19 protein-coding genes are annotated in these 24190 nt (G+C 36.0%); 6 read left to right on the plus strand and 13 right to left on the minus strand.

Translation table 11 applies throughout. The annotated features are described in order from the left end of the window. Positions 1–343 precede the first annotated feature (343 nt). Positions 344–1234, plus strand: coding sequence for a metallophosphoesterase family protein (locus ACFIJS_RS01690; RefSeq protein ID WP_375649260.1), 891 nt, complete (start codon positions 344–346; stop codon positions 1232–1234). A gap of 1437 nt (positions 1235–2671) precedes the next feature. Here the strand turns inward: ACFIJS_RS01690 and ACFIJS_RS01695 are convergent. The 12 genes from ACFIJS_RS01695 to ACFIJS_RS01750 form a co-directional block, all read right to left on the minus strand. Continuing rightward, positions 2672–3490: an outer membrane protein gene (locus ACFIJS_RS01695; RefSeq protein WP_375649262.1), complete on the minus strand. Its 819-nt coding sequence runs from the start codon at positions 3488–3490 to the stop codon at positions 2672–2674. A 585-nt stretch (positions 3491–4075) separates the two neighbouring features. Next, positions 4076–7021 (minus strand): bifunctional [glutamine synthetase] adenylyltransferase/[glutamine synthetase]-adenylyl-L-tyrosine phosphorylase, encoded by a 2946-nt coding sequence (locus tag ACFIJS_RS01700; protein WP_375649264.1) that lies wholly within the window; start codon positions 7019–7021, stop codon positions 4076–4078. A gap of 77 nt (positions 7022–7098) precedes the next feature. Continuing rightward, positions 7099–8481: an ATP-binding protein gene (locus tag ACFIJS_RS01705; RefSeq protein WP_375649266.1), complete on the minus strand. Its 1383-nt coding sequence runs from the start codon at positions 8479–8481 to the stop codon at positions 7099–7101. Continuing rightward, the gene (locus ACFIJS_RS01710) at positions 8478–9164 is read right to left on the minus strand and encodes a winged helix-turn-helix domain-containing protein (protein WP_375649268.1); all 687 of its coding nucleotides are present in this window, start codon (positions 9162–9164) and stop codon (positions 8478–8480) included. Before ACFIJS_RS01710 ends, ACFIJS_RS01705 begins: the two co-directional genes overlap by 4 nt. A gap of 72 nt (positions 9165–9236) precedes the next feature. Beyond that, complete coding sequence (locus ACFIJS_RS01715) at positions 9237–10748, minus strand: Do family serine endopeptidase (RefSeq protein ID WP_375649270.1); 1512 nt, start codon at positions 10746–10748, stop codon at positions 9237–9239. Positions 10749–10935: 187 nt separating this feature from the next. Beyond that, positions 10936–11388, minus strand: a complete 453-nt coding sequence (locus tag ACFIJS_RS01720; protein WP_375623358.1) for a cytochrome c-type biogenesis protein CcmH — start codon at positions 11386–11388, stop codon at positions 10936–10938. 1 nt (position 11389) lies between these two features. Further along, positions 11390–13369 (minus strand): heme lyase CcmF/NrfE family subunit, encoded by a 1980-nt coding sequence (locus tag ACFIJS_RS01725; protein WP_375649272.1) that lies wholly within the window; start codon positions 13367–13369, stop codon positions 11390–11392. A 7-nt stretch (positions 13370–13376) separates the two neighbouring features. Further along, entirely contained in the window at positions 13377–13856 is a 480-nt protein-coding gene (ccmE, locus tag ACFIJS_RS01730; RefSeq protein ID WP_375649275.1) for a cytochrome c maturation protein CcmE, read from the minus strand. Positions 13857–14151: 295 nt separating this feature from the next. Next, positions 14152–14925 (minus strand): tetratricopeptide repeat protein, encoded by a 774-nt coding sequence (locus tag ACFIJS_RS01735; protein WP_375649277.1) that lies wholly within the window; start codon positions 14923–14925, stop codon positions 14152–14154. Positions 14926–15169: 244 nt separating this feature from the next. Further along, on the minus strand, positions 15170–16588 hold the full coding sequence (locus tag ACFIJS_RS01740; RefSeq protein ID WP_375649279.1) for an ATP-binding protein: 1419 nt from the start codon (positions 16586–16588) through the stop codon (positions 15170–15172). Next, entirely contained in the window at positions 16588–17253 is a 666-nt protein-coding gene (locus ACFIJS_RS01745) for a response regulator transcription factor (protein WP_375634257.1), read from the minus strand. Before ACFIJS_RS01745 ends, ACFIJS_RS01740 begins: the two co-directional genes overlap by 1 nt. Before the next feature lie 21 nt (positions 17254–17274). Continuing rightward, complete coding sequence (locus ACFIJS_RS01750) at positions 17275–17511, minus strand: hypothetical protein (RefSeq protein WP_375622279.1); 237 nt, start codon at positions 17509–17511, stop codon at positions 17275–17277. Positions 17512–17857: 346 nt separating this feature from the next. Here ACFIJS_RS01750 and ACFIJS_RS01755 point away from each other — a divergent pair, with 346 nt between their 5' ends. From ACFIJS_RS01755 to ACFIJS_RS01775, 5 genes are all read left to right on the plus strand, one after another. Next, a complete protein-coding gene (locus ACFIJS_RS01755; RefSeq protein ID WP_375649281.1) occupies positions 17858–20008 on the plus strand; it encodes a transglycosylase domain-containing protein in 2151 nt (716 codons plus the stop codon). A gap of 17 nt (positions 20009–20025) precedes the next feature. Further along, positions 20026–20622, plus strand: a complete 597-nt coding sequence (locus ACFIJS_RS01760; RefSeq protein WP_375649319.1) for a DUF1214 domain-containing protein — start codon at positions 20026–20028, stop codon at positions 20620–20622. Continuing rightward, on the plus strand, positions 20615–21154 hold the full coding sequence (locus ACFIJS_RS01765) for a hypothetical protein (RefSeq protein WP_375649284.1): 540 nt from the start codon (positions 20615–20617) through the stop codon (positions 21152–21154). The genes ACFIJS_RS01760 and ACFIJS_RS01765 overlap by 8 nt, the downstream gene beginning before the upstream one ends. A gap of 530 nt (positions 21155–21684) precedes the next feature. Further along, on the plus strand, positions 21685–22470 hold the full coding sequence (locus ACFIJS_RS01770) for a DUF1499 domain-containing protein (RefSeq protein WP_375649286.1): 786 nt from the start codon (positions 21685–21687) through the stop codon (positions 22468–22470). A gap of 388 nt (positions 22471–22858) precedes the next feature. Then, on the plus strand, positions 22859–23488 hold the full coding sequence (locus ACFIJS_RS01775) for a hypothetical protein (protein WP_375649288.1): 630 nt from the start codon (positions 22859–22861) through the stop codon (positions 23486–23488). A 325-nt stretch (positions 23489–23813) separates the two neighbouring features. On the opposite strand, the gene ACFIJS_RS01780 is transcribed toward ACFIJS_RS01775, so the two are convergent. Continuing rightward, positions 23814–24190 (minus strand): hypothetical protein (locus ACFIJS_RS01780; RefSeq protein ID WP_375649290.1); only part of this gene is annotated, 377 nt, incomplete at its 5' end.

The raw sequence follows: 24190 nt of genomic DNA on the forward strand, positions 1-24190 counted from the left end.
TAAAAATTCCTGATAAATACAATACATTCTTTTGCATTTTACACTGAATAATTAGATTTTTTTATGATAATGTGTGGACGTATAAAACTGTTTAAAAGTCTTAAAACTTTATGACCATCATTTTAAAGTTTATCTTATCATACAAAAGACATATCGGTTGCCAAGAATGATATATTGTATTATGCTACCTTTTCCATAAAAAATACAATACAGCGTTAATTCTTCAAAGAATTTTCTCATACTTTCAACAAGCTATTTTTCATTTTACAATCCTTCTTGTCTTTAAATATCAACTTATCTTATATTTATTCTTTAAATCATTTTTAATACTCTACGAGCTTTTATGTTTTATCTTGCCCATATATCGGATATACATCTTTCCCCTCTCCCGCAGCCTTCCCTTTTTGAACTTTCTGGAAAGCGTCTTACCGGTTATCTGAATTGGCAAAAAAAACGTAAGAGTCAAATGGTAACAAATGTCCTAGAAACTTTAATAAATACCTTGAACAAAAAAAAACCTGATCATCTTGTGATCTCTGGTGATCTTGTGAATCTTGCTCTAGACAAGGAATTTGAACAAGCACATCGTTGGCTACTTAACTTAGGACAACCGCAAGATATTTCCTTGACATTTGGAAATCATGACGCCTATGTCCGCGGTGCTTTCCAAAAAGCATGTACTCTTTTTAAACCTTGGATCACAGGTGACGTCCCTCAAAAAAGCGCTTTTCTTTTTCCTTATATGCGCATTCGCAAAAATGTTGCCATCATAGCAACTTCTTCAGCCATCGCGACACCACCTTTTCAAGCTTCTGGTTATTTTGGTAAAATGCAAGCGCAAACTTTACCACTCTTTTTAAAAGAAGCAGCACAACGCAACCTTTTTCGTGTCGTCATGATTCACCATCCCCCCTTTCCTAAGGCAACGTCTTGGCATAAAAAACTATGGGATATAAAACGTTTTCTAGACGTTATCAAATATCACGGTTGCGAACTTATTCTTCACGGACATACTCATTTACCCACATTAAATTACATTGAAGGACCAATGAAAAAAATTCCTATTGTCGGTGTTCCTTCCGCATCACAAGCTTTTGGTGATAAAAAACCACCCGCAGGCTTTAATTTATTTTCCATTGAACGCTTACAAAATCAATGGCACTGCCAATTGCAACGTTATAGCATTATCGACCCCAAAAACGAGATTGCATGTACTGAAATAATTAATCTTTAAACACCTTTATAGTTGCCACAATAACCAAAAACGAAAATATTTTTATTTCATGTCCCTTTGAAAATCATAATTCTTATTTCCCTTTTTCTCCTCAAAAAATAAAGTTCTCCCTTCTCTGTCGATAAATCAATTTCTCTCAGAGAGTTCCGTCTGCTACCCCACTTATGTGACTGGCTTTAAAAACTCATCGGTTCACTTCCTTCCCGTCCTAAAGGCCGAAAATTTCTACCACACCTGATCTATAAATAATCCGGATTCTTGTCGCACGGGTTTCCCCTGCTAATTGCGCATGTGATTTACTTCATAAAGCCCTACAAACAAATCCTGCCTTGAATTTCATCATACATTCCTACCAAAAGCATCAATGTGTACAATCATTATACCACTACAGTGATGATATTTTATAGAATAATGAGAAGCTCATTCAGCTTCTATACCTGAAAATCAATGCCTAAAAAAGCCCAATAATAACTTAAAGTATATAATTTCAATAACCAATCCTACTTGTAATTCGTAAACAAATGATGTTGATTGATTTATCGTAAATAGATTTGAAATTATCCCCTACTATTTCACTTGATATTTATCATCGTACAGTTAAAAGATTTATAAAAAATAATAGATTCTATTTCGATAACAAGCATAGGTAATAATGTTTTTTATGTCTCGATAAATTCCTAATTTTCTATCTATTTTTTCCTATAAATTACTTTATAATTATTTTATTATTGTAAATTATTATTTATAATATAACATAAAATATCTAATAATAATAAAAATTATAATATGAATTTTCATTATTATTAAGTCATATTTCAGATGTAATTTGACGGGCTTTAGAAATTTTTTTGCGATTTTTTTGTCATTAAATAAAATATTTTACGATAATGCAAAACAGAAAAGTCGATTGTATGAGAGGTATTTCAAATAAAATAAAACGCCATTAAGTTGCTAATTTATATGTTTGTTTAAAAAAGTATCTTTTAAAGCACCCAAACCCATTTCGCGACGGCACCTATGAATGATGTAATGATAAGTCCATTTAGCAGCACCATCTTTACATTTATAAAAATCAAGCTAGTAGCAAATCTCACACTTTGCCCCCCCAATGTAGCGACAAACTTTGGCACTTGAGATGGTTCATACGAAGCATTTTTATTCTTTCTTTAATGTTTTTTATCTTACAGCTTTCCCACCTTTTTAGGTGCAAAAGACATAGTTTTGATTGGTTTAACATAGTATAGGTTTAAAATGAGAAAATTTTATGATACTTGGGGCTCTCACTCAACATGAAAAAAGTAAATTATATTTACAAATCAAAGTATTGTTCGAATAAAATAGTAACTCTTTTGAGTGAAGGATATTTTCCAGAACATATCTGAAAAATAAAAGCCTCATTTGAAAATGAGACTTTTGAATTTTTAATTCTGCAAAAAATTAAAATTTATAAGCTACACCCACGCGGAAATCATTTGTCTTGTAGCCCATTTCAAATTTATCATGCACGAACTTCTTCTTACCAAAATCTGAATAACGATATTCTGCACGCACAATAACATTATCAGTCATTGCAAAATCAACACCACCTCCGAGGGTATAACCAATCATGGTCTTTTTTTCATCATGCAACCAATCAGAAAAATTAACTGCTCTATTTTTGCTATCAGCAACTAACCCAAAAATATTCTGAAGCTGCGTATAAGCAATCCCTCCAGAAACATAAGGCATCATACGCTCAATCGCAAAACCAACTCTTACCCGCGTAGCACCAACCCATTTTTGTTTTAAAGTATGACGTACAGCTTCAATAGGTGTTGTCGAATTCTCCTCATGAGAATCTCTTGTTCGATTTTTTTCTTCTGGAGAAGCTTCTTCAGTTTGACTTTTTTTTGGTAGACTAATATCTTTTGTATTCTTTTTATCAGACCACATCATATCCGTATCAATACCTATAATAAAACCATTATCGATATCAATATTGGAACCTGCATACCCCCCCCCCATAAAACCAGAAAGTTTAGGTAAATTCTCCTTTCCAATTGGATTCCATATCCCTGTCTCATCTTTTAAATAACTTGCAGTTGTTTTATCTGAAAAGTTACCAATCTGTCCTCCAAAATAAAATCCTGTCCAAGAAAAAGCAGGAACTGCAATAACAGGAACAGGCTGTTCAGAAGTAATGATATCCGATGCCTGTACTACAGAAATTAAAATTAAAGAAAAGATAGATGTTGAGGCTAAATACTTTGTAATCATAATTGCTCCCCTAAAAACTAATGTTACATAAATAATAGTAAATCGTTTCACAGTTTTTTTAAAAAATATATAGCAAAAATGACACAGTTACAAAAAAAATAAATTTTATATTTAAAAATAAAATTAGTTTTAATAAATAGTATTATAAAAAAAATTAAATATGCTTTATATTTCAATTAATTATTACATGTTATCTTTTATAGCTTCATATTAATCGTTATTATCCAGAATTATATAAATAATTATTCTGTACGATAAAAACTCTTGCATATATTCTTGTGTTGAATATCTCTCAATTCATAAATGTATCTGATATACTGCTGCTTAATAAATGACCCATATGCTTTTATCATACACATGAGATAAGGCTCATAAAGAATATCATTCACTAAACTAGTCACTCATCGCTTTTTGTATAAAGAATAACAACTAAAATAGCACATTTAACTGAGAATTTTTTTCATCACACTTGAGAAACCAGTAGAGAACTTCACTCTAACCCTCTCAAGCGTATAATGAAATAAAAGATAAAAATTAATATATAAAAATAGAATTAATAATTTTTATTATTCTTATAGAATTGTTTTAAGATTTCATGATTTTTGTAAAAACTGAACAGACCAATTGCCCAGTTTCTGCAATTAATTTTTCAACACGAAGTAAATCAGGTTCCCCAACACTATTTAACAACAGGTCACTTAATCCAGATGGCATATCATTGGGATCAAGAGAATCATTTAAGCAAAGCCGTATAATTTGACTTAAATTTGTATAAAGACGATAGGCATAATGTAAATCAGCAATACATGACTGATTAAGAAAACTGTTTGGTAAGTGATCTAAAATATCCGCTGTCGTCGCTCCAATTTGAAACTCAATGACATGCGTAATAAGAGAAAATTGAGCAATAAACTCCAAATCCATAATGCCACCAGACATCGTTTTTAAATCCCATTGATTTTTTGGTGGCTTTTCTTTTGCAATCAAGGAACGCATTTCACATACTTCTTTTACAACTTCCTTCTTATCACGAGAAATAGCAACAATTGCGCACACTTCATCTTCTAGCTTTTGTAAAAAATCAGGATCTCCTGCAATGCCTCGAGCCCTTGTTAAAGCAAGATATTCCCATATCCATGCTTCTTGGCGATAATACTTTTTAAAAAATGGAAAAGAAACAGCAACAGGACCTTTATTACCTAACGGCCGTAACCTTAAATCAACGACATAAAGAACACCTTGGCTTGTAAGAGTGGATAAAGCAGAAACGAGGCGCTGTGCTAAACGCGTATAATATTGAGAGATATAAAGAGGCTTTTCTCCGTCAGATATTTCTGCATCATCATCGTGTTCATAAAGAAAAACGAGGTCAACATCGGAATCTGCCGTTAATTCGCGACTTCCAAGCTTCCCCATACCCAATATGCCAACACGCCCCCCTTTAATACTACCATGAAGACGAGAAAACTCCTCTTGAACGGCAGCAAATGTTTTTGTAATCATGAGATCAGCAAGCGCAGTAAAAGCAAAACCCGCTTTTTCTCCTGTAATTACACCATTCAGAATTCGAATACCAATCAAAAAACGTTGTTCATCTGCAAAAATCCTTAAATGGTCGAGAATTTCCTCATAAGAAAGAATATTTTCAAGAAAATATTCAAGCCGTTTTTCTAAATACGTTTTTGTTGGTAATTCTGAAAGAATATTCGGATCTAACATTCCATCAAAAACATGGGTTCTGCGTGTAATAATTTCTGCAAGACGTGGAGCAGCACCCATAATAAGGACAAGCATATTCAAAAGAGAGGGATGAGACTGCAAAAGACTAAAAAGCTGAATTCCTGAAGGTAAGCCCTGTAAAAAACTATCAAAACGCAACATCGCTTCATCAGCTCGTTTTGTCCCACCAAAAGCTTTCAAAAGAGCTGGTGTTAATTCCGTTAATCTCTCGCGTGCTTCGGCTGATTGCGTTGCTTTATAACGACCACAATGGAGAGTGCGCATAATACGACAAATATCACTTGCTCTTTCAAAGCCTAAACGGCTTAACGTTATTAATGTCTCCGGATCATCTTCTTCACCTGTAAAAACTAAATTACCAATTTCTAAACCAAGTTCTTGCTCATTCTCAAACAGTACTGCATAATGTTTTTCAACAACCTGAAGTGTTTTTAATAAATCACGGATAAAACTGCTACTGTCTTGATAACCCATTAAATAGGCAACACTCGTGAATTGAGCAATATCATTTGGAAGAAGATGTGTTTGTTCATCGAAAAGAATCTGAATACGATGTTCTACATTTCGAAGAAAAGCATAACTTTTTATAAGGCTATTTCTTGTTTTCTCACTGATCCAACCAAGCGTGTGAAGTTCTGCTAACATTGCAACTGTCTGACGTCCACGTAATTGAGGAAAACGCCCACCGGCAATGAGCTGCTGTGTCTGAACAAAAAACTCAATCTCACGAATACCACCACGACCTAACTTTATATTATGCCCATAAGCTGCAATTTGATCGTAATTTTTATGCGCATGAATTTGACGTTTGATCGAATGAATATCAGCAATAGCAGCGTAATCTAAATATTTCCGCCACACATAAGGAAAAAGCTCTTTGAGAAAGTTAGAACCTGCCCTCTTATCACCAGCAACTGGACGTGCTTTAATCATGGCTGCTCGTTCCCAATTTTGCCCACGCCCTTCGTAATAACGCAAGGCAGTCCTTACTGGTAAGGCCAAAGGAGTTGATCCTGGATCTGGACGAAGCCGAAAATCAAGACGAAAAACATATCCTTCCGCAGTGCGTTCTTGAATGATACGGATTAATCGGCGTACCATTTTAGAAAATACGTCAACACTTTCAGAAAGATTACCAATATGAGGTGATGTTTCATCAATTAAAACAATAAGATCAATATCCGAAGAATAATTAAGTTCCCCTGCTCCTAATTTTCCCATCCCTAAAATAATTAAACCACAGTCTTTTTCTGGATTCTCACGGCTTAATAAATTGATCTTACCATGATCATGCGCTTCTCTTAATAGAAAACGTAGTGCTACACTTAATGCTGCTTCGCCCAAACGTGTCAACCAAAAACATGAAACTTCGTAAGTAAAAACACCACTCAAATCAGCTAAAGCAATGAGAACATGCGCTTCTCGTTTTTTGCGCCTTAAAGCAACCATCAATGAAGTTTCATTTATAGATTCATCCTTATCAATAGCCGTAATATCATCTATAATTTCTCTCAACCTTGTTTCTATATCAACATTTAATAAAGCACTAAGATATGATGGATTGGCAATTAAAACCTCACGCAAAAAAGGAGATAAGGTCATAACCGAACTGATAAAATCAATCTGCGTTCCACTTTCTGAAATAATAGAAACAAGCGATTCTAAACCTTCTTTCCTTGCTTGTTCTTCCAGGTCTTTTAACCATTGGGAACCACTTTTATTGAGAGGGCATAAAGGGAGAAGCTGTGTTTTTAAAAAAGCTTGTTTCGTTTGCGCTCCCTTGAAAAGCATGTTGCCTTCCTTTCTATTGCTTTATACTTTTAAAATAGTTGTTACGTATGAAAAGAGAAAAGTGAAGAAAAATATCTTTAAGGAAATAACAAAACAGCCCTAAGCCCTGGATTTGCATTTTCAAGTAATAATTCACCCCCATGAAGTTTCATAACTGCTTTTGCTATACTTAAACCAATCCCAAACCCAGGTTGTGTGCGGCTTTCTTCAAGACGAACAAATCGTTCTGTCACTTTTTCACGTTTATCCTCTGCTATTCCTGGTCCATTATCGCTCACAACCACTAATAAATGTTCATCACGATATTCCATTGATAAGCAAACCTCGGCTTTCATTTCACCTTTAGACGCATATTTAATGGCATTATCTATAAGATTAAAAATTGATTGTGCAACAAGCTCACGATTCAATTTAAGGTCTTTATCAAATATATTCCCTAACCGAAGTAAAACACCTGTCTCTTCAGCAAAAGGTTCGTAAATCTCAACAGCATCTTCAAGGATCAGTTTCATATTCATCATTTCAAGATGCTCAATTGCACTGCTAGCCTCAATACGTGAAATCATTAAAATCGCATTGAACGTACAAATAAGTTGATCTGATTCTGCAATAACCCTATCAAGGACCTGACGATATTCAAGCTTTGTCTTATTTCCTGAAAGCGCCTCTTCAGCGCGATTTCTAAGACGCGTTAACGGCGTTTTCAGATCATGAGCAATATTATCTGATACTTGACGTAAACCAATATTTAACTCTTCAATGCGGTCTAACATAACATTAAGATTAGTTGACAATCGATCAAACTCATCCCCTACTCCAGAAACAGGTAAACGCCCACTGAAATCACCATCCATCAAGCGCTGTGATGCAGCCGTTACATGATCAATCCTTTGTAAAGCTCTCCTGCCAACAAAAAACCATATGAGTAAAGCGCCTCCAACCATTGCAACAAGTGCAATGATCACAGCTTTACGAATAACCACTGCAAAACGTTCTGGCTCATCCAAATCGCGTCCTATAAGAATCTTCATAGCATTAGGTAAATCAACAATAACCGCCAAAGCGCGATGTTCACTTGTTTTGCCATGTTCTCCAAAACGGGAATACAAAAAAGAGGTAGAAATAAAACCACTCTGATTCAAAAGACCTAATTCAATACGTGCTACATTTCCTGCTAAAATACGCCCCATAGAATCCGTAACAAGATAAAGAAATGCTCCTGGTTGTCTTGAACGATAATCAATAGTGCGCATTAATAAGGATAATCCCCCATAATTATAAGCATTTTCAATATACTTTAATTCTTCATGTAAAGCCTGTTCAGTTTGCTCTGTTAACAATGAAGCAGAAAATGCCGTCATATAAATAGAAAGCCCTGTTGCCACCAATCCAAACAATAAAATGTAAAGTGCTGAAAGCCTTAGCGCCGTCGTGCGCATTATATTAATCAAACGATTCATGCTTTGTTATCTGGTGCTTTCAGCATATATCCAGCTCCACGCACGGTATGGAGAAGGGGAACATCAAAATCTTTTTCAATTTTGGCTCTCAAACGGGAGATATGGACATCAATGACATTCGTTTGTGGATCAAAATGGTAATCCCAAACATTTTCCAAAAGCATAGTGCGTGTAACAACCTGCCCCGCATAGCGCATCAAATATTCAAGTAAACGAAACTCTCGTGGTTGTAATAGGATGTTTCTATCACCCCGTTTTACCGTATGTGCTAGCCGATCAAGTTCAAGATTACCTACACAATAAACAGTTTCTGCTTCTTTAGGATTTTTCCGCCGTTGTAAAACTTCAACACGCGCAAGAAGTTCAGAAAAAGCATAAGGCTTTGTCAAATAATCATCTCCCCCTGCACGCAATCCCGTTACACGATCATTAACTTGCCCTAAAGCCGACAGGATAAGAACCGGTGTTTCATTGCCTTTAGCGCGCAATTCAGCAATAATAGAAAGACCATCACGATGCAAAAGCATTCGGTCAACAACCATAACGTCATAATTTTCCGTGGTCGCTAAAGCGTATCCCGTATCCCCATCATAAGCAACATCAACAGAATGCCCTACTTCTGAAAAAGCTTTTTCGAGATAATGCCCCGTCTCATGATCATCTTCAATAACGAGTATTTTCATAAAACGCATCTCCATTATCTTGTTATGTTGTAGGACAAATATTTAATAAACATTTGTCCTACAACTAAAGCCTTATTTTTTGAAAATTGGAAGAGCAACAAAACGATTTTGATCATTTGTTCGCACTTGTAAGAGTATAGCCTTTCGTCCTAACTGCTGAGCATTTTTGATTGTGCTAATAATATCAGAGACTTTTTTAACCGGTTTATTATTTACTGTCACAATGATATCACCAGGACGTATCCCTTTATCTGCAGCATCTGAATCGATATCGACATCCGTTACGACAACCCCTACACCATCATCAGAAGGCATAACAATCAGACCATAATCTTCCAATGTCTCATCTAAATCACCCCGTCCATTTGAATATTTTGAAGTCTCTTTCTTACTTTCATCTTCAGACATTGAAGCGAGTTTAACCTTGATACTCTCCTCCTTACCTGATCTCCAAATCCCTATGGTTACCGTTTCTCCTGGTTTAATATTTGCAATACGTTTCGCCAGCTCACGCGCATCAGCAACCTTTTCATTATTCACTGAAATAATTACATCACCCGCTTTAATACCAGCCTTTTCTGCCGGTCCTTTTAACGGATCAGTGACCAAAGCCCCTTTGGCTTCTTTCAAACCTATTGAATCAGAAATCTCCTTTGTTACCGGTTGAATCTGAACACCTAACCAACCACGTTGAACTGAACCTTTTTCAATAAGTTGTTGTACAACCTGTTTTACAGTCGCTGCCGGAATAGCAAAAGCAATCCCAACATTTCCTCCAGAAGGAGAAAAAATTGCTGTATTAACCCCAACAACCTTTCCATTAAGATCAAACGTTGGACCACCAGAGTTCCCTCTATTAACAGCAGCATCAATCTGAATAAAATCATCGTACACACCAGTGCCAATATCACGTCCGCGTGCAGAAACAATACCTGCTGTCACAGTTCCACCAAGGCCAAATGGATTCCCAATGGCAACAACCCAATCCCCAACACGAAGCTTTGAATCATCACCAAAATCAACATAGGAAAATTTTCTTTTATCACTCACTTTTAATACGGCAAGGTCGGTTTTGGGGTCTTTCCCAATGAGCTTTGCGTTCAATTCTGTACCATCATCAAGAACAACAGTATAACTTGTTCCGTCAGAAATCACATGATCATTGGTCACAATGTAACCATCAGACGAAATAAAAAAACCCGATCCAAAAGCAACAGGACGGAGTCTCTGCGATTGGTGGGGAAATTTATTTTTAGGTTTATCAAAATCATAAAACTCTTTAAAAAATCTTTTCAAAGGATGCTGGTCTGGTAATTGATCAAAACCTGGACCACTAAAAAAGTTGCTAAAGAACCTATCTTCTTTCTTTTTATTGCTCTTTACTTGTACTGCTACAACTGCTGGTTTCACTTGAGCAACAATATCAGCAAATCCCTGTTGTTGCATTAACGAAGTAAATACAGAACTTGCATGAGCCTTTGTCATCCACAAGCTTGATGTACATCCACTAAAAAACAGTGCACTTTCCAACATCGCAGAAAAACTCACTGCGACAAATGTTTTAAAGAAAGCCTTTTTAACCATTTACTCTATGCTCCTATTCAATCATACCTTTATTCCAATTCCGATCACTTATAAGACACCAGACCTTACCGTTTTCTGTCTAAATTATTAAAGTTTTGTAAGGTTTCAGTATTCCCTAATATAATTACAATAAGATTGTATGCTCATTGTAGATGATCTGATTTTTTTCTTTTATATAACATCTTTTTTAATGCAATGGCATTTTTGACTGTTCTTTTTCATTCACATAACTTACTATTTTCTCATGATTATTCCGTTTGAAGTGGAAAAATATGATACTTGCCCCAATGATGATAATGATCAAAGGCGAAAACCATAAAAACCAAGTTATTTTATTCAATGGTGGCTTCAAGAGAATAAATTCACCATATCGCTCAACAAGAAAGTCAGTGACTTGCTGATTACTATAGCCCATTTTTAGCCTTTCCCGAATTAAAAGCCGTAAATCACGTGCTAGAGAAGCATCTGAATCATCAATTGATTGATTTTGACAAACCGGACAACGTAAATGCGATGAAATATGACGTGCTCGCGCTTCAAGAAGCTTATCTTTTAAAATCTCATCCGGCTCTACTGCTATTGCTAATCGAAAAGGAAACGTTGCAATTAAAAAAAATACAATCCAAAGAATTTTTTTCATCTCAATGTCTTTTCCAAAAATTTAAAGCAAGCAGTACCCTATTGTACATGCCAATGCGAAACCAATACCCCAGAAGAGAAAGACATCCGCCTACAGCCATCATGAATGCCCCTAACCAAATACATATTACATAAGGCTTCCACCATATGTGCACCACAAGACCCTGATTATCGATACGTCCCGGTACGATATATAGCTGCGATAAGCCATGATTTTGAAGACCAACTTCTGTTGTTGATGTATTTTGGCTTGAATAAAATCTCTTTGAGGCTGTTACATGACCCACAATGTTTTTATCTTCATATATTTTAAAACAAAACTCCATTGCCGAATAATTCGAACCAACACCATCATACACTGCATCAAAATGAAGCGTTTTATCCACTATCGTCACCCTATCCCCTACGTTCATGATTAAAATACGTTCTTGCCCAAAACTTGCCACACAAACAATACCAAATAATGTAACGCCTAATCCCATATGTGCTATTGCTGCACCAAAAGTAGACCATGGCAATCCAATAAATTTCTTAACGCGTACTGAAAAAGCTCTCTTGCCATATCCACTCTTTCCCCATAGATCGGCTAAACTGCCTAAAAAAACAAACGCGGAAAGCCCAATCCCTAAAACTGCAAAAATATCACGCACAGATGTCGCATAAAATATTATAAAACAGACGATACCAACCAATACAAAAACAAACCACAACCGTTCAAAAACTGCAAGAAAATCACCGCGTTTCCATGCCATCATTGCCCCAAACGGAACAAACAACAACAGCAAAACCATTAGCGGTCCACAGGTAAGGTTAAAAAAAGCCGCCCCTACAGAAATTTTTTGCCCTGTTAATATCTCAATAAAATAAGGATAAAGCGTACCAATCAATACTGTTGCTGTTATTGTTGTAAGTAACAAGTTATTTAAAACAATAAACCCTTCACGTGAAATTGGTTGAAAAAATCTTTCTGTCTTTAAAATAGGGGTGCGCAAAGCAAAAAGAAGAAAAGCCGCTACTGTAAAAAAAAATAAAAGCGCAAGAATTGCTTTCCCCCGTGCTGGATCAACAGCAAAACTATGAACAGAAACTAAAAGCCCCGAACGCACAAGAAAAGTTCCCATCAGAGAAAGGGAAAAAGTAAGCAGCGCTAAAAACAAAGTCCAACTTTTCAATATTTCTCGTTTTTCGAGAACAAGAGAAGAATGTAAAAGAGCCGTTCCTGAAAGCCAAGGCATAAACGAAACATTTTCAACAGGATCCCAAAACCAATACCCCCCCCATCCTAGCTCATAAGAAGCCCAATAGGAGCCAACCATAATACCCAATGTCAAAAAACACCAAGAAAGTAAAAGCCACGGACGAATCCCACGCGCCCAAATTCTATCAACATGTCCGGTAATCAATGCCGCAACGGCAAAAGAAAAACAAAGTGAAAAACCAACATAACCTAAATAAAGTAGCGGTGGATGAATCGCTAATGCAATATCTTGTAAAAGAGGATTGAGACCATTTCCCTGCAATGCTGGTGGATTCACACGTAAAAATGGATTGGATACAAAAAGAATAAATAAAAGAAAAGCACTTGTAATCCAACTTTGACAAATTAAAACAAGCGTCTTAAAATCTTCTGACAAATGTTGGCTAAAAAAGGCCATCAATGCACTAAAAAAAGCAAGACTTAAAACCCATAACAACATAGAGCCTTCGTGGTTGCCCCAAACACCTGTAATTTTATAGAGCATCGGTTTTTCTGAATGAGAATTCTCAACAACGTTCAAAACAGAAAAATCAGATACGGCATAAGCATAAATTATCACTAAAAAAGATAAAAGCAGTAATGTAAAAGTGATATATGTTAGAGGAACAGCTGTTTGCATTAACAAACGCTCTCTCCACCAAAAACCTAAAGCAGGTAAGAACGCCCCTAATAAGCTTACTGAAAATGCTGCAGCTAAAAAAATATGACCCAGTTCGACAAGCACAATCGAATTATTTCTCCATAATGTAATGTTTTTTCAAACGATCAGCTGTTTCTTTAGGCATATAAGTTTCATCATGTTTTGCTAAAATACGCGTCCCTATAAAAAAACCCTGTTTATCGAAATACCCTTCTACAATCACCCCCTGACCTTCACGAAAAAGATCCGGTAAGGCACCGTTAAAAACCACTTTTTCATGTTTTTTGTTATCCGTTACAAAAAAAATAACGCCTCTCTTTCCAACATATTGAACAGTTCCCTTTTCAACAAAGCCACCCAAACGCAAAGGGCGCCCCGTTAAAATATCTTCTCTTGTAATTTCAGAGGGCATTCTAAAAAAACTGACCGCATGACGCATTGCATACACTATGAGACTTGCTGCAATTGTTATAACCAAACAACATAATAATATGATCAGTAAGCGCTTTTTTTTTCGCTGCTCTAAAATAATCTTCAACGAAGCAGAATTCTTTAAAGATCGACTGTTCATAGACACTATACGAAAAAATTTTAAATACGTTATAATTAAGTATCAATATTTTATTTTTTAAGAGCTTTGCCACATCTTCTACATAGGTGCAACTTTTTATCCAATAGCTCACCTTTGTTAACAAGCTTATCAATACCTTTTTTAGTTTTTCCACCAATTTTTATTTAACCTATAACCACTTATATCGCGCTCTTTACATTCTTCATTTCTGTTCTTCAATCTTCTTCACAAATACGTACTTCTAAGATGATTACTTCTCTTGTTCTTTCTAAACAGCTTTTCTCTTTATATTTCATCATCTCAATTGGCGACGATTGCTTTTCTTTGTATGCTCACTCGATAAATCACGTAACTGAATCATCATTTTTTTAACTCGTGATTTTCCTGAAAAATTTTCAGGCATTGTATCAAGAAAGCTTTGTAAAAATTGCACTGCCTGCGCAGTTTTTCCTGCTTGATGAAATGCATCGGCCAACAATAAACGTGGATAAAAATCTGTTGGCGCTAAATCTGCTGCTTTTTGAAAAGCATTTTGTGCTTCTTGTGTTATCACTCCCCCTTCATAACCAACCAATGCTAAACCATATCCTACAAGTCTGGGAGCTGTTTCTCCATTCAAACGAAGTGCGTCTAAATAAGTATTCACAGCCTCTTGAAAAAAGCTTTCTTCGAGATACCCTACCGCTAACGCATCTGCTAGCTTACCATCATGAGGTGCACGGAAAAAAAGCACTTGTAAACGAATAAGCTTTTCTTGCTTACTGAGAGTTTTAGGATCCTTATCCATTAATTCGCTAAAAAAATAACTTTTCACTTCTGGATTGCCTGTCAGGCCATAAATATTCCATGTCATAAGAAGAACAAACAAAATACTTAAAGCCTTAAGAATATTTCTTTTTTTATAATGCATATAAAGCTTGTTAAACTCAATCGTATGCTTATGACTTCTATAACCATCCACGATTTGAACTTTCCATTTTTTCTTTATCTCATCGTCAAAACGTAGTGAAAGAAAAAGAATACTTGCCAGTAAAGTCAGAAAAAATGCTGCAAAAATTAATAAGAGCATATCATTTTTTTCCAATACGAACAGAGAATAACTCGCTTACATTTTACCCTCTTCATGAGAAGAGTGATATGAATTGATAAAAATTTATCTTTTCATGGAAAATATTATAAAATCTATTGTACATGGTTATTATATATTCAATTAAACAAAGAAACTAAAAAAATGTTTCCCTACTCTTTATGTATTGTCTGAAAATACTGCTTTACAAACTTTATAGACATTTCTTTCTTAAGGAGAAAATATGTTATTCTCCCATCTTAGGTAATAAAACTTTTGCATACAACCCACCCAAATCAGAACGTGATAAAAAGAGATTTCCACCATATTCACTGACCATATCTGAAACAATTGCTAACCCTAAGCCTGCCCCCAGTTTACTTTCATTAAACCGCCTCCCTCTTTTTAATGCTTCATCCATTTTGTCTTCTGTTAGACCAGGACCATCATCTTCTACAAAGATACTGAAATATTCTGTTTCTTCAACATTTTCTTCTAAACAACAAGAGATCAAAACCTTTGCTCGAGACCACTGAGTAGCATTTTCAATCAAATTCCCTATAATTTCTTCTAAGTCTTCCTTCTCTCCAGAAAAAACAATATCATCAACATCCATAATAAATTGAATTTGTTTTTCAGGATTAAGCTTTTTCATAACCCGCACCAAACGTTCAAGCACACTGCGAACAGACGTATGATAGATAATACTATCGCATTGTGCTGCAATCCGCGCACGCTGAAGATAATGATTGATTTGAGCTTGCATCATTTGCGTTTGCTCTCTCAACAAACAAGCCTTTTCTCCACGCATCTTATCTGTCTCATTCATAATCACGGATAGAGGCGTCTTCAATGAATGCGCAAGATTACCAACCTGTGTGCGAAATCGCTCAATAATACGCTGATTATTATTAATGAGAGCATTCATCTCTTGTACAAGCGGCATCACTTCGCTTACTAAATCCGTATTCACATAATGAACTCTTCCTTCGCGAATATCATTCAATGCACGTCGAATAAGCTTCAACGGTTGAAAACTAAAGAAAATAATAGCAATATTAATAAGAACACTCCCGATACCGAAACTCCAAAGAAAAATTTGCAAAGTTCGCTTAAATTCCTTTACCTGGGCATGAGCTTCATCGATATTCCCAACAAGCCGAAAACGTGCAATATGATTTTTATTATCAAGAACAACATCACTCTCAATCACTTGTAGCTTTTGACCATTGTTCCCCGTTATCCGATAAGAGCGAAAGAATTTATTGTTAAAAGGTATATCAACATCACTTGGTGTAAATATCTCGCCTGTTCCCAATGAGGGGGATGTCAATCTTCCTTTTAAATTATGGGATATCGCAACAACTTCCCAATACCATCCTGTTGTTGGATCAGAATAACGAATATCATCAATCCCAGCCCCTCCTCTTAAAGTACCTTCTGATGACACCGTCACTGTTGCAATAAGACTGTAGAGTTGAGCAGAAAGGATACGCTCTAGGCTTTGTTCAGTCGAACGCTTATAAAATAAAATACTTACTGCAGAAATCGATAAAAGAGAAATAACAACCCATAATGTTGATAAGATCATAACACGTAAACTGAGAGATCGAGTAATTACAAAAAAGAACCTCCTATACCAATTATTCTCTTCGAAAATAGTCATTAATCACCTCGCGTTCTCACGCGATATCCCATTCCTCGAATAGTTTCAATCAAATCCACTCCAAGCTTTTTCCGTAACCGACCTACAAAGACTTCCACTGTATTCGAGTCCTTATCAAAATCCTGATCATAAAGATGTTCAGTAAGCTCTGTTCTTGAAATGACCCTGTCACAATGATGCATGAGATACGAAAGCAGTCTGAATTCATAAGATGTTAGTTTAATCAATTGACCATCCACAAAAACACGAGACGTCTTTGTATCCAACAAAACATTTCCGCAACATAATGCACTCGTCGCATGTCCCGTAGTGCGACGAATTAATGCTCGCAAGCGCGCCATCACTTCCTCCAAATGAAATGGCTTCACAACATAATCGTCAGCTCCAGCATCAATACCGTGCACCTTATCAGACCAACGGTCTCGCGCTGTTAGCATTAAAACAGGCATGGAGATCCCTTCTTGACGCCACTTTTCAACAACACTAATACCATCAATCTGCGGTAAACCTATATCAAGTATCACCGCATCGTAAGACTCTGTGCTACCTAAAAAATAAGCCTCTTCACCATCGAAAGCACTATCGGAAACATATCCTGCACGTCTTACAGCTTCTGCTAATTGATGGTGAAGATTCCGATCATCTTCAACAATTAAGATACGCATCACAACACCATCTGCTAAAGACTAATCAGCAGGAACAAAAAACTCAACACGACGTAACTTTTCACCATTACGGGCTGGTACAACAACCACAATTGCACACATGTCCTTTCCATCCTGAACAACCGGTTTTGAACGGACGAGAACCCCGCTCTCTTGGGCGGCAGCCTTCTTACCTACTTCAGCACACCCAGAAGCTAGAACAGAATCTGCTTCTAAAAAAGCTGCTATTATTACGAACAAGAATTTTTTTTTCATCATAAATATTTCAGTAACCCATCTCCTCTCTTCCTTGATAAAGGATAAAAGAAATAATGGTTTTTTTTGGTCGATTAAAAAATCACAAATGAAAACAATTTATCCTCTATCTTACAGAAGAACATATTAACATTACTCCAAATTTTTAAAAAATCAAAAAAATATTTTTAATAATGAGAATAAAATTTATTCAATAAAATAATAAAATATTAATATACTATCTTACAAAAAATGCATAATTCTAAAACAAATTCTTTCTCTGTTAGAACTATAGAAAAAAAATACTTCTACTCCATATAATTATTGTAGATTTGTTTGGTTGTATTGCTTTGCCATAGGCTCTCTTTAAATGTTTGATTTTTTAAAAAAAAAGAAAGGGCAACACCGTAAGCCATTTCATAGTCCTGCTCTCATTGAATTAGACGCACGATTAGACACAGCGCTTTATCACATTCGTTCTGCTAACAGTTTTTTCTGGAAAAAGGCAAAAATCGTCTCACAAAATTTTCATCTTCAAGGATGGAAACGTTTTATCGTTGAAGTTCTCGATGAAATACTAACATTAGGGTTGATGGGATTTACTCTTTTTACCATTTTTGGCATTTCTGTTTTTGAACTGACCAAAACAGATTGGTCTTCTCCTAAAAACTTTTCCATTCTTTTTCTAGATCGCTATGGAAATTCCATTGGGCACCGTGGTGCACTGCCGGCAATCTCTGTCCCCGTTGAAGAAATGCCTGACACTGTCATTAAAGCGGTTCTTGCTACAGAAGACCGTCGTTTTTTTGATCATTGGGGTATTGATTTTCAAGGACTTACACGGGCAATTTCACAAAATATGCAAGCTAAAGGTGTGGTGCAAGGTGGTTCAACTCTCACACAACAATTGGCTAAAAATTTATTTTTAACAAACGAAAGAACCATAACACGTAAAATCAAAGAAGCTTATCTTGCTCTTTGGCTAGAAGCAAATTTTAGCAAAAAGCAGATTTTACAACTTTATCTTGACCGAGCCTATATGGGAGGAAACAATTTTGGTATTGCCGCAGCGGCAAAATTTTATTTTGGAAAAAACATACGTCATGTATCTTTAAGTGAATCTGCTATGTTAGCAGGACTCTTTAAAGCTCCAACAAAATATGCTCCTCATAGTCATCTCTTTGCTGCTCAAACACGTGCCAATGTCGTCCTTTCTAATCTTGTTAATAGTGGCTTTATGACGAAGAGTCAGATTATCAATGCGCATCGCCACCCTGCTAGAGCACTTCCCCAAATAGAAAATAATCAGCCTGATTATTTTCTTGATTGGGCATTCGAGGAAGTCAAAAAAATGCGTAATCAACTTCCAAGCCATAGTTTAATCATTCAAACGACCCTTGATCCGAATATTCAAAAAGCAGCAGAAGAATCAATTGCATATCATTTACATCAATATGGTCAACAATATCGCGTAACACAAGCTGCCACTGTTATACTCGATAATAATGGTGCCGTATGTGCAATTGTTGGAGGACTGAATTATAAAAAGAGCCAATTTAACAGAGCGACACAAGGAGGACGGCAAACTGGTTCTTCATTCAAACCTTATGTTTACGCAATCGCACTGGAACACGGTCTATCTCCCTCAACAATCGTTTTAGATGCTCCCATCAATTGGGGAGGTTGGACACCAAAAAATAATTCTGGTCGTTATTTGGGGAAAATTGATTTAGCAACAGCTTTAGCTTTTTCCATTAATACAGTCCCTGTGTATCTCACCTATCAATATCTTAACCGCGATACCCAACCTATTGTAGATCTCATCAAGAATATGGGGATTAACGCGCATATTTTATCACACAAAACGATGGTTCTTGGCACTTCCAACATGACCCCCATGGATCAAGCAACTGGCTTTAATGTCTTTGCGAATGGCGGGATAGCTGGTAATCGGCATGGGTTCACGCAAATCAGAACAATCGATGGGCGTGTGGTATGGGATTTCAAGCATAACGGAAATAAGTTACACCGAGTTCTCAGCAGACAATCAACTGCTTATATGAACCAAATGATGGTGGGTGTCACAACACGAGGGTCTGGTAAGCGTGCTGCTCTGCCCATGACTCTTGTCGCTGGGAAAACTGGAACATCACAATCCTATCGTGATGCTTGGTTTGTTGGCTTTACAGGCAATTATACTGGAGCGGTATGGATGGGAAATGATAACTTTTCACCGATGAATCGTGCTTTTGGGGGTGGCGTTCCTGCCATGATATGGCATCGCATCATGCTTACTGCACACCAAAATATTATGCTCAAACAACTCTATGGTGTTAAAAGTTCTCTTCTTCCTTATCATCCCCCAATACTTTCCTCCCATGCAGATTCTGAATTTTTTTCCCCAATACCCTCTACGCTTTCTCCTGAAACATTGAATATCGTGCGATTGATTAACAAAGATCTGAAAAAAACATCTGCAATTTCTGTGAAGATGAAAACAACTGGAGATTCAACATTTTGAATTCAAGATATTCACTGATGTTTTTTAATATCACCATTTTCTTTTTTATCGTCACTTTTTCCATTTTATGTGGAAAACTGAGTGTTGATTATGTGCTCAATTCCTTTCCTCATTTTGGACGCTTCACAATTGGAAAATGGAGTGCTTATCCACAAGTGGGAACCGCCAATATGGACCCTTACACTCGCGCCCGCACGGCCAAACGAGGCATAGTTTCACTCGAACGCACTGAAGGTCTTCAATTCCAGATTTGGCAAGATAACCAAGGACGTCCACTCCATCCGCACTGTCATTATTTGCTCAAAGGCACCATCCCTGAAACCCGTCTTTTTACCCTTTATACAGCTAACAAATCCCTTAAACCCTATACTTCATCTAAAGAAATCCCTTTTGAACTCCACACGAACGCTATTACTTATGAACATGATGGCTCATTGCGCATCAATATTTCACCTACACCGCAAGCCGGTAATTGGCTTGCAGCAATTAGTCAAAAAGAATTTGGGCTTATTCTTACCTTATACGATACCTCAATCATTTCTGCAACGGCACTACAAAAGCTTACGATGCCCTCAATAGAACAAATTCCATCAGGACAAATAAATTGTGACTAGATTTATTCATACCGCACTTCTTGCAATCATTGGCGCTATCATTGTTCATATTTGCGTTTTATTTCTAATCCCCTATTGGGCACAAAATAATATATGGACAACTCTTAAAAAATCTGGATTCCCTTATCAATTTGTTGACTTTACTCCCAATAATCCTATTCAACAATTTGCTGATCCACTCTTTCTTCTTAAAGTCTGTAGATTTAATCTTGAAAATGGACCTGTTCATTTAAAAGCTTCGAAAACACGACAATTTTGGTCACTGGCAGCCTACACACACAACGGAATTATTTTCTACAGCCTTAATGACCGAACAGCCCCTGATAATACACTCGATCTTATTATTGGAAAACCAATACAAATAATAGAACTCAAAAAATCAAAACCTAAAAAAAATGCCAATTCAGTTTTGGTTGCTAAAAATTTGAATGAAGGTTTTGTCATTTTACGTATTTTTGCCCCTTCTTCACTAGCAAAAAAAGAAAGTGAAGCTTTCCTTTCATCTGCAACCTGCCGCATATTTTATGAATAAAAACGGACTAACCTCTCATTTGTACAACACCTTACTTTCTATACAAAATAAACGAAGCCTATCAAAATGGTTATCTTTTTTCTCTATTAATCGAATACTCGAATTCAGGTTTGTCTGATTGTAGATCCCTAAATTTTTTATTGAGATAGAATGAAATCTCTATTGCACATCATCATACCATATTTGATACGCATTATCTGACAGAAAAAACTCCCCGCGATTAGAAGAGCAAAATCAAAATTCTAAATAAATATGCTGCTAACAACCGTAAAACTTGTTATTTGAGTTTATTTCTTTTTATTTACAAACATTCCCATACAATTCGCATCAATCACATGATAAACTATAGAAGAAATACTGATTACTTTCAATGAAGTGCTAAAATAATCGCTGGAAACTTATAACACATTACGCATCCTTGACCTCAAAAATAAGTGCTTTATTTTTGTCTTATAAGCAGAAGCTTTTCGTAAGGTATGCACTCTGAAAAAAAACTTGGCTTATAGTTTACAATTGAGGGGAAAAACTTCATGAAGAAGAGATATGTTCAGTTCGTTTCAAGAGCAGCGGTATGGTCCCCTCGATTTGGTGGATTGGCGTTCTTTATTTTATTATTTTCAGTCATTTTACAACGTTTTTCCGTCATTAACGTAACCGACTTCATAATTTTGATAGGCATCTCTACTGGCTGTGTAATTATTTCTCTTTTTCTTGCTTTAAAAGCACTTTACAGCTTATGGGTCTATGGAGCCCTAGGGGGAATGAAAGCTTTAAAAGGGATCATTTATTCATTAATAACTGCTACACCATTGATGTTATTTTTTGGACTTTGGTTTACCTTCCCGGCTCTTTACGATATTTCTACCGATACACAAAACCCGCCAGCTTTTTTTCGCACAATACGTCCCAGCGATGCTTTACCGCTTAAAAGTGTTTTGACTGAACAAACAACATTACAGATGTCACAATGGCCAGAAATATCGGGGCGCCGTTATGATGGCTCACCTGAGCGTATTCGCGAATCTGTTCTCAATGTTTTAGCAACCTATGATTGGCCTGTTGTGGCTCAAAGAAAGTTTCAAGGTGAAGAAGATGCGCTTTATATTGAAACAATAGCAAAAACTTTTTACCTTGGTTTCATTTCAGATATTGTGATACGCTTAACTGATGAAGGTGATACCACCTTTGTTGATATGCGCTCTGCTTCTCGTTATTTGCCTAGAGATTTGGGAACGAATGCTGCTTTTATTATCGATTTTATGGATGCACTTGATACAGAAATCGCATCACTTCCTCTTTATCAAGATGATGAGTAGAAACTTGTACTTAGCTTCCGACAGAAAAATCTCTACCAACCTATCATTTGTTTCCACTATTATTACTGAAAGTGCTTTTACTCTTTCAAGATAAAGCTTTTAAAAGAAAATATCTCAATCCTAAATTATTTCATAACAAAAATATTATTTTGTATATCATTGAATGTTTTTCTTTAAAGTATTTTAATTATTAATATATATTAATTATAAACACATTATCTATTAAATAATAAAAATGATTTATTTTATTAAATTAAGTAAATCTATAATATATGACAATAAAAAATAATTTAACTAATAAGTAAATAATATAATTAAAATATCCATTGTTCATCCTTCTTATAAGCGGGAAAGAGTGCTGGCGACTTATTCCTTTAGGAAAATACAAATGTCTAAAAATCTCTTTATATCCTGCACAGCTGTTGCAACAATCCTATTGTTGGGCGCACACTTTAACGCGCAGGCTGAAATCCTTAAGGATCAAAAAGGAAAAACAATTATAGAGTCTAAAAAAAGTTACGAGAGTATTTCTGCAGAAAACGGTGGAACAATCTATGGTATTGATTTAACTCTCGTCGGTCCTAGTATCCCAGGTGCTGGTGTTGTAAGTGCTGTCTATAGTAGTCTCGACGATAACACACCTAGAAGCACGATTGAATTATATAGAAATACAACTGTTAAAAGCACTAACAACGGTCTTGTTGCATACGATAATGGTACGATAAAAATGACCGGTGGTACTATTGATTCAAAATCATCGATGGCAGCGAGTGCTCAGGATAAAAATGCCTTTATTCAGTTAGATCATGTAACCATTAATGCAGGATACATAAGTCTTGCTATACACCACAATGGCATAGGGTATATGACAGGGGGATCCATTACTTCTGCAAATGATGGTGTTGATCTCCTTATTAACGGATCTCCTGATACTCAACTAGAAAATGTTAAGTTGGAAAATGTGAAGATTAATGCCGGCGCACATGGAATAAATAACTATAATTATAATGCCACTTAAAAAAACGTAACTATTACGAGCAAAATTTCAGCTATATATTCATTTTCAGTTGACAACTCGCTAATAACGGTATCTGGTGGATCCTTGCAAGGAGATATAAAAGGAATAGAGGCTTCATACAGATCTACGATCATTCTAAATGATCATGTTAATGTTATATCTAATGATTCTGCACTCTATGCAGAAAACTATAATGGACAGATCGTGATGACTGGGGGAAGCGTAGAGGGATATCGTAAAATCTTTAAATCGCTTTGTACGGTGCCTTTTTGTCGATTTAAACACATACCTAATCCCAAAATGATCACCACTTTTCACGATTTTGTTAACTTGCAATGTTTTTCACTGTTCTCCCAAGACCATTTAAAGTTTCTTCAAGCTCTTGCTTGTGAACAAGCGTTAGTGGTCTAAAATGCTCTTTCGCTGTTTTTTCTTTGAGTGCTTTCTCACGTGTGTTTTCAATTGCTCTACGTACACTTTCGGCTTTTGAAAGAAGGGTGTTTTCTACTGTCTGGCAATAAGCTAAAAGCTCTCCACAAGTTGGCATAAATGTTTTTGATATCCCAATTGCTTGACCAGTTACGATATCTTCGACACCCTTTTTCAGAGCATATGCTGAAATTTTTTCCAGCATCATGCTATAGGATAGGACAACGGCTTTGGAATCTGTGTTCGCAGGGACTCTCATGCTTGAGAGTAGGA

Origin of the sequence: Bartonella sp. OT172YNZD, assembly GCF_042193725.1 — a bacterium.
GTDB classification, from domain to species: Bacteria; Pseudomonadota; Alphaproteobacteria; order Rhizobiales; family Rhizobiaceae; genus Bartonella; species Bartonella grahamii_A.

Bases quoted from the DNA above. Each gene is read 5' to 3' on its own strand.
- ACFIJS_RS01690 (WP_375649260.1), top strand. From the start codon at position 344: ATGTTTTATCTTGCCCATATATCGGATATACATCTTTCCCCTCTCCCG.
- ACFIJS_RS01695 (WP_375649262.1), bottom strand. From the start codon at position 3,490: ATGATTACAAAGTATTTAGCCTCAACATCTATCTTTTCTTTAATTTTA.
- ACFIJS_RS01700 (WP_375649264.1), bottom strand. From the start codon at position 7,021: ATGCTTTTCAAGGGAGCGCAAACGAAACAAGCTTTTTTAAAAACACAG.
- ACFIJS_RS01705 (WP_375649266.1), bottom strand. From the start codon at position 8,481: ATGAATCGTTTGATTAATATAATGCGCACGACGGCGCTAAGGCTTTCA.
- ACFIJS_RS01710 (WP_375649268.1), bottom strand. From the start codon at position 9,164: ATGAAAATACTCGTTATTGAAGATGATCATGAGACGGGGCATTATCTC.
- ACFIJS_RS01715 (WP_375649270.1), bottom strand. From the start codon at position 10,748: ATGGTTAAAAAGGCTTTCTTTAAAACATTTGTCGCAGTGAGTTTTTCT.
- ACFIJS_RS01720 (WP_375623358.1), bottom strand. From the start codon at position 11,388: ATGAAAAAAATTCTTTGGATTGTATTTTTTTTAATTGCAACGTTTCCT.
- ccmE (WP_375649275.1), bottom strand. From the start codon at position 13,856: ATGAACAGTCGATCTTTAAAGAATTCTGCTTCGTTGAAGATTATTTTA.
- ACFIJS_RS01735 (WP_375649277.1), bottom strand. From the start codon at position 14,925: ATGCTCTTATTAATTTTTGCAGCATTTTTTCTGACTTTACTGGCAAGT.
- ACFIJS_RS01740 (WP_375649279.1), bottom strand. From the start codon at position 16,588: ATGACTATTTTCGAAGAGAATAATTGGTATAGGAGGTTCTTTTTTGTA.
- ACFIJS_RS01745 (WP_375634257.1), bottom strand. From the start codon at position 17,253: ATGCGTATCTTAATTGTTGAAGATGATCGGAATCTTCACCATCAATTA.
- ACFIJS_RS01750 (WP_375622279.1), bottom strand. From the start codon at position 17,511: ATGATGAAAAAAAAATTCTTGTTCGTAATAATAGCAGCTTTTTTAGAA.
- ACFIJS_RS01755 (WP_375649281.1), top strand. From the start codon at position 17,858: ATGTTTGATTTTTTAAAAAAAAAGAAAGGGCAACACCGTAAGCCATTT.
- ACFIJS_RS01760 (WP_375649319.1), top strand. From the start codon at position 20,026: ATGTTTTTTAATATCACCATTTTCTTTTTTATCGTCACTTTTTCCATT.
- ACFIJS_RS01770 (WP_375649286.1), top strand. From the start codon at position 21,685: ATGAAGAAGAGATATGTTCAGTTCGTTTCAAGAGCAGCGGTATGGTCC.
- ACFIJS_RS01775 (WP_375649288.1), top strand. From the start codon at position 22,859: ATGTCTAAAAATCTCTTTATATCCTGCACAGCTGTTGCAACAATCCTA.